1 tRNA gene is annotated in these 372 nt (G+C 40.9%); it reads left to right on the top strand.

The features are described from left to right. Nucleotides 1-15: 15 nt before the first annotated feature. Nucleotides 16-89 (top strand) — tRNA-Ala (locus J4051_RS18910). Nucleotides 90-372: the final 283 nt, after the last annotated feature.

Below are 372 nucleotides of genomic sequence, written 5' to 3'. Positions count from 1 at the left end.
GCCAAAAGATATTCTGGGGGATTAGCTCAGCTGGCTAGAGCGCCTGCCTTGCACGCAGGAGGTCATCGGTTCGACTCCGATATTCTCCACTATCTCTGAGAAGATAGAACAAAGAAAAAAGACAATAGACTTGGTCTATCCTCTATTCTCTCTGTTCTTTTCTCTCAAGGAAAACGTTCATTGACATATTGAAAAAAGATACATAAAAAAATATTACTGGTATATTCCTCGGAATATATCATAGTAACACGTAATCGGTCCTGGTTTACGAGCTAAGGACTGATTGCAAACTCATTAAAAGACAAAATGTACAATAAGCTACATAAGAGCGTATGGGGAATGCCTAGGCTCTCAGAGGCGATGAAGGACGTG

Origin of the sequence: Gelidibacter pelagius, assembly GCF_017581925.1 — a bacterium.
Taxonomy (GTDB): Bacteria; Bacteroidota; Bacteroidia; order Flavobacteriales; family Flavobacteriaceae; genus Gelidibacter; species Gelidibacter pelagius.
The sequence above is the reverse complement of the archived record's forward strand: the minus strand, read 5'-3'. Positions and strand labels throughout refer to the sequence as shown.